This is a genomic window from Stenotrophomonas sp. P5_A8, assembly GCF_056400545.1.
This window is the reverse complement of record NZ_JBFULB010000197.1, coordinates 1-7,222: the sequence shown is the minus strand read 5'-3', so window position 1 is coordinate 7,222 and position 7,222 is coordinate 1. Positions and strand designations below refer to the sequence as shown.

The window sequence follows — 7,222 nt, the reverse complement described above, 5'->3', positions numbered from 1 at the left end:
GCTCCTCGCAATGCCCGAAGATTCCCAGGAGCCGGCCAGCGGCCGGCACTACCGGGGTTTTCGGGCAGTGTCGGGAGCCGGCCAGCGGCCGGCACTACCGGGGTGTTCGGGCGGTCTGGGGAGCCGGCCAGCGGCCGGCGCTACCTTGGGCCGCGTTTCTCAGTCGCCGCCCTTGTCCGCGTTGGCCGCGCAGGCGAAGTTCTTGCGCTTGGCCTGCAGTCGGCCGTTCATGCGGTCGGTCACGGGCAGGGCGTTGCCGTTCAAGCGCCAGTCGTAGATCACGCTGAAGGCCAGGATGCGCGCGACGTACTCGCGGGTTTCCTTATAGCTGATGGTCTCGATCCAGATGTCCGGATCGAAGCCCGGGCGCTGGGTCTGCCAGCGTGCGGTCGGGGTCGGGCCGGCGTTGTAGGCGGCGATGGTGATGTAGGGCAGGCCTTCGTACTTGTTCATCAGCTGGCGCAGGTAGGCGGTGCCGATGGCGATGTTGGTGTCCGGGTCGTACAGGCTGGCCGCGCCGCCGTAGTTGGCCAGGCCGATCGACTTGGCCACGCTGGCGCCGGTGGCCGGCAGCACCTGCATCAGGCCCATGGCGTTGGCCGGCGAGCGCGCCTTCGGATTGAAGATGCTCTCGGCGCGGATCTCGGCCGCCACCCAGGCCGGGTCGATTGCATTGCGTGCCGATTCGCGGCGGATCGCATCATCGTGGTGCAGCGGGAAGCGCAGCGAATACAGGCGTTGCTCGTCCGGGGTCTTGCCGAGCGAGAACACCGCGCGGTCGAACCAACCGTTGTCGCGCGCCACTTCCACCGCGATGCGGCGCTGGGTGGTGTCGTAGCGGCTCAACGCGTCGTTCCATTCGGCCACGGCCCAGCCGGCGCGCTCGATCTTGAACAGCTCCATCGCGCGGATGATCGCTGGATCRCGCGCGACCGCTGCCTGCGCCTGCGCGCTGTCATTGGGTTCCCACGGGCACAGCGTGTAGGTGGACTGGCCGAGCTGGTCGGCAGCGAGGAAGCCGTGGAAAGTCGCCGCGCGGGCCGCGTCGCGATACAGCGGCTGGGCCTCGCCGCGCTTGCCAGTCTTCTCCAGCATGCGCGCCTCGAAATAGCGCCAGCGCGAATCGCTGCGCTGGGCCGGGCCCATCTTGCGGATCGCCGCCAGCGCCTGCGGCCAGTCGCCGCGCGACATGGCCTCGCGCGCGCGCCACTCGTGCAGGCGCTCGTCATAGGCCGAATCGGGCACGGCATTCAGGCGTCGCRCCGATTCGGGACCATACGAGGCCACCGTCCACAGCGCGACCTGGTACAGCACCTGGGCCTGCTGGCCGGCACTGAGCTGCAGCGCACTGGCGTACTGCGGCAGTTGCTGCTCGGTGGCGCCCGGGTCGGCCTTGGCCAGCTTGGCCAGGCCATCGGTGGCGATGCGCCGGCTGCGTTCGTTGCGCGGCCAGTTCAGCGCGCTGGCGTTGGGCTTGTCGACGAAGGCGGCATAGGTGTTGGCCAAGGCCAGGTCGGCGGCGGGCAGGCCGCGCGCGGCACTGCGCATCACCGCCGGTTGCTGTTCGTCTGCGGCTGCGTCGATCCGCGCCCAGCGCAGTTCGGCGCTCAGGCCGCCCTTGGCATCGAGTACCGCGAACACCGCATCGCAGGCATCGGGCAGCGACTTGCCGGTGCTGCGCCAGATCGCCTGGGCCTCGCTGGTCCACTGCGCATCGGCCTTGCCGGTGGCCTGGCGTGCGTTGAGCTGGGCGCAACGCAGGCCGACGTTGTCGGTCGGGACCCAGTTGGCCAGCAGGGTCGGCCAATCCTGGCGGCGCGCCACCGCCGGCAGCCACACGCTGCGGAAGCTGCTGGCCACGGCCTGGCCGCTGTAGCGCTTGAGGAAGTCCTGCGCCTGCGCGGTGCTGACGGTGTCGATGTTGCGGCGCAGGTTGGCGTACTCCAGCCAGCCGTACAGCGGATGCTTGCTCAATGCCGATGCCTGGGCAGGATCGAACTGGCCGCGCTCGGCATTGTCGATGGCGGCCTTGACCTGCGCGCGTTGCGCGTCGAGGTTCTGGGCGTCGGCCACCGGGCTGACGCCGGAACAGGCCAGCAGGACGGAGGCGCTGAGGAAATACAGGGGAAGTCGAGTCATGGCCGAGAGCATAACGGCGCACGGTGAAGGGCGGTGAGGGCAAGCCGACTCGATCATGAACGAGGGCCGCACAGGGCCATGAAGACCGGCCGCGCCCGGCGTAGTGTCGGCCATGGGGCAGCCCGCTCCTGGGAGAGACAGAGCATGGCATTCCGCGCAGCCGCTACGTCTGGACCACTGGCCGAGATCAACGTCACCCCGTTGGTCGATGTAATGCTGGTGTTGTTGATCATCTTCATCGTGACCGCCCCGATGGTGTCCTTGCCCATTCCGGTCAACTTGCCGCAACGCACCACCAGCGTGGTGCCGCCCACCGAGCCACCGGCGCCGATCGAGCTGCGCGTGGATGCGTCCAACCAGGTCACCTGGAACGGGCAGGGGGTGCCGGTCGCCTCCCTGCAGGCACGCATGCAGGACCAGGCACAGGCACACGCCGGCAACCTGCCGGAGCTGCGTATCGCCACCGACCCTGACGCCGAGTATGAGGTGATGGCCAAGGTGCTGGCGGCTGCCAGCAACGCGCACCTGGAGCGCATCGCCTTCGTGCGTCCCTGACCACGGTCGTGGCCTGTCCGTGCGGACGGGCCACGCTTTCATGGCACGACGGGCAATCCAGCTTGGTGCAGGATGCAGCGGATGGTTTTTCCAGGTAACAGGCCCGGCGGCCCCATCGCCATGCCCAACCTCACGCCGTTGGTGGATGTGATGTTGGAGGTGCTGGTGGTGGTCGTGGCCACGTTCCCGATGCTGCAGCGGCCGTTGGTCCTCCCATTGCCACAGGCCACATGGTGCGGTCCGGAGGCGTATGCACCGCGTCCGCTCCCGATCGAACTGTCGCTGGACGCGGCCAATCACCTGCGCTGGAACGGCGTCCCGCTGCCGTTGGGCGCAGTGGCAGCGCAACTGCAGGTCTTTTCTACCCTGCCGGCGCAGCAGCGCCCGACCGTGCGGCTGCGCACCACCGGTGACACCGACTACCAGGCCCTGTCCGAGGTGATGGTTGCCGTGGACAACGCCGGGCTGATGTCGGGCCTGGGGATCGACGCGGACGACTGAGTGGCGTGCACGCGCGCTGATGCGTGTTGCGTCCGTTCCAGACCATGCCTCGTTGCGGGGTACGTCGCGACGACGGCCTCCCGAAAAGCCTTGCAGGGCGGGCTTGTTGCCTGTTCGGATTTGTCGCATCCGCGTGAAATAGTGTCGTCCATCACGTCGGCCCGTTTACCGTTTGTTTACAAAGGAGACGTTGCCGCCATGCAGGGGGGTGCGGCAGCCCAGACCAACATTCCTTTGTGGAGAGAGCGAATGAACGACCTGCACTACCGCCCCTTGGCGGTCGCTGTATCGCTGTGTCTGTTGTTGGCCGTGCCCGCGCTGGCCGGCGCGCAGGAAACGCCCCGAACCACCACCGAGCTGGACCGCGTCGAGGTGACCGGCAGCCGCATCAAGCGCGCCGAAGTGGAAGGCCAGGTACCGATCCAGACCCTGACCCGCGCCGAGATCGAACGCACCGGCATGAACTCCATTGGTGAAGTGCTGCAGCAGCTCACCGGGTCCGGGTCGGCGTTGAACGCCAAATTCAATTCCTCCGGCAACTTCGGCTTCCCGCCTGACGGCAGCGGCGTGGGCGCCGGTTCGGCCCAGGTCGATCTGCGCCACCTGGGGGCCAAGCGCGTGCTGGTGCTGGTGGACGGCATCCGCTGGGTCAACGAATCCTCGGCCTCCGGCGTGGGCGCGGCCACCGATCTCAATACCATTCCGCTGGCGATCGTCGAGCGCATCGAAGTGCTCGAAGACGGCGCGTCGTCGTTGTACGGCTCCGACGCCATCGCCGGCGTGGTCAACATCATCACCCGGCGCGAATTCGATGGCGGCCAGGTCACGCTGAACTACGGCGAGTACAGCAAGGGCGATGGCACCCAGAAGGGCGTGGACCTGGCCTGGGGCACCAGCGGCGACCGCTACACCCTGTTCCTGGGCGCCAGCTGGACCAAGCAGGACCCGGTGTACGCGCGCGACCGCGAGCAGTCGCGCTTCCCGATCCCGGGCACCGGGCTGGCCTTCGGCAGCGGTGGCATTCCGCAGGGCCGCTTCGCCTTCGTCGACCCCAACACCGGGGCCGAGCAGGACATCGTGCCCAACACCGGGGCAAGCAACCCACGCTACGACGGCAGTGCCGGTTGCAGCCGCACCGACGACTACCACTGCTTCACCTCGGCCGACCGCTTCAACTTCGCCGAATACAACATGGTGCTGACGCCGTCGGAACGTAAGGGCATTTTCGGCCAGTTCCGTTTCGACATCACCGACAACATCCAGTGGTACATCAAGGCGCTGGGCAACCGCCGCGAATCGACCAACCAGGCCGGCCCCGAGCCGCTGTTCTTCGGCCCCGATGGCGCCACCGGCAACCCGCTGGCCGACAACATCGTGGTGTCCGCGCTCAACCCGTACAACCCGTTCGGGTTCGACCTGGTGTCCTCGGGCAACATGAGCCTGATCGGCCGGCGCCCGGTGGAGGGCGGTGCGCGCATCTTCGAGCAGGAGGTCAACACCCAGTACTTCGCCACCGGCCTGGTGGGCCAGTTCGAGGCCGGCAGCCGCAGCTGGTTCTGGGACGTCAACGGCATGTACAGCAAGAACAAGGCCGAGCAGACCAACTACGGCAGCTATGACATCTTCAAAGTGAACATGGCCCTGGGCGACCCGGCGGTATGCGCGGCCACGCCCGGCTGCGTGCCGTTGAACATCTTCGGGGGCGCCGGGTCGATCACCCCGGCGATGCTGGACTGGATCCAGCCGGTGGTGCGCGACCGCAGCCAGAACGAGTTGAGCCTGTTCACCGCCAACCTGAGCAGTGACCTGTTCACCCTGCCGGCCGGCCCGGTGTCGTTCGCCACCGGCTACGAATACCGCAAGTACGAGGGCCGCTACGATCCTGATCCGCTCACCGTGATCGGCCATTACAACGGCGTGCCGTCGCTGCCCACCTCCGGTTCCTACGACGTCAATGAAGCGTACCTGGAGCTGAGCGTGCCGATCTTCGCCAAGAGCGCGATCGGCGAGAAGCTCGACCTGAGCCTGGCCGGGCGCTACTCGGACTACTCCACCTTCGGCGGCGAGTTCACCCCCAAGTACGGCCTGCGCTGGCAGGTGACCAATGACTTCGTGCTGCGTACCAGCTACGCCGAAGGCTTCCGCGCACCGTCCATCGGTGAGCTGTATGGCTCGGCGGCGCGTGCCGACCTGCAGTTGTTCGACCCGTGCTCGATCGGCCTGGGCGGTACCGCACCGCGTGGCAATCCGGCCAACTGCGCCGCGCTCGGCGTACCGACCGGCTTCCAACAGGCCAACTCGCAGATCTCGGTCACCACCGGCGGCAACGCCGAACTGGACCCGGAACGCTCGCGCAGCTTCAGTGCCGGGTTCGTGTGGAGCCCGTGGTTCGGCAACGATGCGTCGTGGTCGGAGCGTTTCGACGTGGAAGTGACGTTCTACCGCCACACCATCGAAGGCGCCATCCAGGCCATCAACGCGCAGACCCAGTTGGACCTGTGCGTGGAAACCCTGGACCCGGTCTACTGCGAGGGCATCAGCCGCGCGTCCACCGGTGCGGTGAGCAGCTTCAACAACCGGCTCACCAACCTGGGCTCGATCAAGACCGACGGCTGGGACGTGGACCTGTTCTGGACGTTCCCGCAGAGCGACGTCGGCCAGTTCAAGCTGGGCTGGCAGAACACCTTCGTGGGGCGCTATGAAGCGCTGGGTGCGGCGGGCCAGCGGCAGCCGCAGAAACCGGGCGTGGAAGTGGCCGACAGTTCGATCCCGGAGTGGACCAGCAACGCGACGCTGAGCTGGGCCCTGGCCAACTGGAGCGCGTCCTGGACCGTGCGGCACATTTCCGAGCTCACCGAAGACTGCGGCGACGCCGTGGCGTTCCCGGTGTGCAGCAACCAGCAGGAAGGCACCAACACGCTTGATGCCACCACCTTCCATGACCTGCAGGTGGGCTACAAGGTGGACTGGATGAAGGGCCTGCAGCTCAGCGCCGGCTTGAACAACGTGTTCGACAAGGACCCGCCAATCTGCCTGTCGTGCTCGCTCAACGGCTACGACGCATCCACCTACGACATCCCGCGTGGGCGCTACTGGTACATGCGCGCGGATCTGCGGTTCTGATCGCCGGTTGATGTACGTGTGATGCCACCGGGGCGCCATCACGGCGCCCCGGTTCGTCCATCCGGTAGAGCCGGGCCATGCCCGGCTGCGTTGAAGGGCAGACAAATGCGTTGCACACACCGGCCATTGCGCATGTTTGCCGTGCTGCTGCTTTATCCGTCAGGCATCATGGCCGAGCCGGTCAGCGGCCGGCACCACCCTTTCCAATGACTGTTGCCATGAACCTGCATACCTGGTGGATCTTCGCCGTCACCGTATTCGTCCTGTGCGGCACCCCGGGGCCCAACATGCTGCACGTGATGACCCGCAGCGTGCGCGTGGGCTTCCGCCGCAGCATCGCGGCCATGGCCGGGTGCCTGAGCGCACTGGTGCTGGCGCTGTCGATTTCCGCCGCCGGGCTGGGCGCGGTACTCAAGGCCTCGCCGATGGTGTTCGACGTGCTGCGCTATGCCGGCGTGGCCTACCTGGTTTATCTGGGCATCAAGGCCTGGCGCGGCGGTGACGCGCCGATCGATGTTGGCAGCACCGCGGCGATCACGCCGAGCAAGCGGCGCATCCTGTTCCGCGATGGCTTCATCATCGGCATCAGCAACCCCAAGCTGTTGTTGTTCGCCTCGGCGTTCCTGCCGCAGTTCGTCGACCTGACCCAGCCGCAGCTGCCGCAGTTCGTGGTCCTGGTGGGCACCTTCGCGCTGATGGAGATGTTCTGGTACGCGGTGTACGCCGCCGGTGGGCGGGGCCTGGCCAGTTATCTGGCACGCCCGGGCCTGCGCAAGGTGTTCGACCGCGTCGTCGGCACCATCTTCATCGGCTTCGGCCTGGCGCTGCTGCGCGCCCGACCGTAGTGCCGGCCGCTGGCCGGCAACCCGGCAGGACCGTCATTGTTCTAGAGGTAGCCGGCCAG

At 67.2% G+C, this 7,222-nt stretch carries 5 protein-coding genes; 4 read left to right on the top strand and 1 reads right to left on the bottom strand.

Features of this window, described 5'->3' with window-relative positions:
* Window positions 1–159: 159 nt before the first annotated feature.
* Entirely contained in the window at window positions 160–2,151 is a 1,992-nt protein-coding gene (locus AC1DQP_RS13785; RefSeq protein ID WP_478051806.1) for a transglycosylase SLT domain-containing protein, read from the bottom strand.
* Window positions 2,152–2,283: 132 nt separating this feature from the next.
* Here AC1DQP_RS13785 and AC1DQP_RS13780 point away from each other — a divergent pair, with 132 nt between their 5' ends.
* The 4 genes from AC1DQP_RS13780 to AC1DQP_RS13765 all read left to right on the top strand — a co-directional run bounded on the left by AC1DQP_RS13780 (window position 2,284) and on the right by AC1DQP_RS13765 (window position 7,163).
* Entirely contained in the window at window positions 2,284–2,694 is a 411-nt protein-coding gene (locus AC1DQP_RS13780) for an ExbD/TolR family protein (protein ID WP_478051805.1), read from the top strand.
* 120 nt (window positions 2,695–2,814) lie between these two features.
* Window positions 2,815–3,195, top strand: coding sequence for a biopolymer transporter ExbD (locus AC1DQP_RS13775; RefSeq protein WP_478051804.1), 381 nt, complete (start codon window positions 2,815–2,817; stop codon window positions 3,193–3,195).
* Window positions 3,196–3,444: 249 nt separating this feature from the next.
* Window positions 3,445–6,318 (top strand): TonB-dependent receptor plug domain-containing protein, encoded by a 2,874-nt coding sequence (locus AC1DQP_RS13770; RefSeq protein ID WP_457320815.1) that lies wholly within the window; start codon window positions 3,445–3,447, stop codon window positions 6,316–6,318.
* Window positions 6,319–6,536: 218 nt separating this feature from the next.
* Window positions 6,537–7,163, top strand: a complete 627-nt coding sequence (locus AC1DQP_RS13765; protein WP_256777065.1) for a LysE family translocator — start codon at window positions 6,537–6,539, stop codon at window positions 7,161–7,163.
* The last annotated feature ends 59 nt before the right edge of the window (window positions 7,164–7,222 follow it).